At 24.2% G+C, this 2,246-nt stretch carries 3 protein-coding genes; all 3 read right to left on the minus strand.

Annotated elements, in window-relative coordinates:
- Nucleotides 1-84: 84 nt before the first annotated feature.
- On the minus strand, nucleotides 85-306 hold the full coding sequence (locus MBFIL_RS04020) for a hypothetical protein (protein ID WP_157078644.1): 222 nt from the start codon (nucleotides 304-306) through the stop codon (nucleotides 85-87).
- A gap of 235 nt (nucleotides 307-541) precedes the next feature.
- The gene (locus MBFIL_RS04025) at nucleotides 542-754 is read right to left on the minus strand and encodes a hypothetical protein (RefSeq protein ID WP_066971728.1); all 213 of its coding nucleotides are present in this window, start codon (nucleotides 752-754) and stop codon (nucleotides 542-544) included.
- A 117-nt stretch (nucleotides 755-871) separates the two neighbouring features.
- Nucleotides 872-2,113 carry an ATP-binding protein gene (locus MBFIL_RS04030; RefSeq protein WP_066971730.1) on the minus strand — a complete coding sequence of 414 codons (1,242 nt, stop codon included), beginning with the start codon at nucleotides 2,111-2,113 and terminating at the stop codon, nucleotides 872-874.
- Nucleotides 2,114-2,246 lie beyond the last annotated feature (133 nt).

Genomic DNA, 2,246 nt, shown 5'->3' on the forward strand with positions numbered 1-2,246 from the left:
AATCAAATCATTAAGCTCAGTAGAACTAATATGACGCACCACTACTTCTTTAGAATCTTTACTCATATACCAATATTATATATTTTATACTATATAAATATTGTCAAAAAATAGGTATCGTACTATATTCTTTAAAATCTTTTGAAGCTGCAACATAACAAATGGTGTTACCAACCATAATGTTTCTTGATGTTCAAAATTCAATGCAATGTTTTCTTTTGCAGTATCTCTAATGCTGAGATTTTTATCTGTAAGTAAAACCATCCATTCTGGAAATTTATCACCCCTAGAATAAGGTCCCTCCAACAATCCCCAAGGCATATTTTCAGATTCAAACAGTTCAATAAACATTCTATTTTCCTTTTTCATATTCAATGTTCCTTTTCATATTTTCCAATAATGATCAATTAGACTCTAACAATTTTATTTTTTAAAGAAAATAAAGTACATCAAAATAGTAAAATAAAATACTTATTTCTTATTAATATTTTTTATTTCTTTTTTTAATGGATTTATTCAGATGTTTCTAAATCCAAAGGATTTATGAAAAGCTAGTTAAAGGAATATAAATTATATTATCTATTTTTTCTATTTTACTTGTTGTATTTGAAATTACTATCCCATAAGGAGATTTATATCTATTTATTGCCTTAGATATTTGTTTTTTGTCTTTTTTTCCTAGACCCACTTCTATTGGAATTATTTTATCATAATTCTCAACTAAAAAGTCAACTCCATTTTCCCCTACTGTCATGACAATTTAATATTATGGTTTTAAATATTTCGTTATCTTTTTAATTAAGCTTTAATTTTCTTTATTTTAGCTATATGGTATGAAATTAATAATATATAAATATTTAAAATTAAATAGTCATGACACTACATCATAGTAAATATTTAAAAAGGGATTTTCAACTTCTTTTAATTTAAACAAATATGAAGCAACAAGAGTCTCAGCAAAAATTCCTAAAATTTTTCTATTTTTAATAGAAAAGTTACCAAATTTAAATCTAATTGACGCATTTATAGAGGCAGAAGAAAAATAATATTTCCAAGGTTTTCTTATTATTTTTCCATTACTACCATAGGGCCTAACAGAAAATAAAAGTCTGGTTTTTTCTAAAGTATTTAGGATTTCTCTAATAGTTTTAGGGGATTTAGAAAGAATTGTGGCTAATTTTTTATCTGATGTGCCTCCAGGATCTTGAAGTCCAATATATGTAATTATTTGAGATATTGTGGATTTTGAATCTGTTTTAAATGTTTTTAGTGTGAAAACATCTTTTTCTATAATTTTATTTATCATTTGAAAAATTCTTAAAAAATATTCATCACTATTGTCATGGAGAAAAAATGGGAAGTTTCCACATATTAAAAAGTTTTCCCATTCTTTAATAAGAGGTTTATCTAGATTTAAAAATTTTTTTCGAAGGTGATGCTCTTTTGAAATCATTTTATCTAAATTTTCACCACTTAAAATCATCTTATTTAAGGTTTCATAATAATTCTCAGGATATTTTATATTATTTTTTAGTCTATTATACTCTTGAAAGTTCATTGGAAATATCTTTTCCATTTTTATTCTTCTAACTGCATCAACATTTACTTCAAAACTTAATGTAGATGAACCTGTGAAAATAAAAAAGATATTGTCATTTTTATCATAGAAAACTTTTCCAACCTTTGACCAATTCTTATCATAGTGTGCTTCATCAATAAGAATGAATATTTTCTTATCTAAACTTACAGGAGTTGTTTCATGTATTTCTCTAATAAAAGTATCAATTAATTCATAAAGTGTTATTCCAATAAATTCAAGATCATCTGCATTGATATATAGTATTCTATCCTTTGAAATATTCTTCTCATTAGTTAGATATTTGTATATTTGGATTAAAATAGTTGTTTTTCCAAGTCCTCTTAAGCCAGATAAGGTAATAAATCTATTTTCAAGAAAATCATCAAGAAAATCATCAATATGTTTTTTGAGTTTAAAAAAACTCTCTCTGTAAAATTTAGGGAAATTTTTCCCCGATGTTTTTCTTCTAATTAAGACATTTGGTCCTTCATTAAGATTTTCATATATGTAATCAATTAATTCATTTTTATTCATTTTTTAGGAGATTATCCATAATTAAAATAAAGGTTTATGATTGTTGGATATGGTTTTAGATGTTTTTTAGTTTTTGTTTTAGTTTTTTGGTCTATTTTTTGTGTTTTAGTTTTAAACTTTTTTAATGTGTTTT

Source organism: Methanobrevibacter filiformis, from assembly GCF_001639265.1.
GTDB classification, from domain to species: domain Archaea; phylum Methanobacteriota; class Methanobacteria; order Methanobacteriales; family Methanobacteriaceae; genus Methanacia; species Methanacia filiformis.

Excerpts from the sequence above, each read along its gene's own strand:
- MBFIL_RS04025 (WP_066971728.1), bottom strand. The coding sequence starts at position 754 with ATGACAGTAGGGGAAAATGGAGTTGACTTTTTAGTTGAGAATTATGAT.
- MBFIL_RS04030 (WP_066971730.1), bottom strand. The coding sequence starts at position 2,113 with ATGAATAAAAATGAATTAATTGATTACATATATGAAAATCTTAATGAA.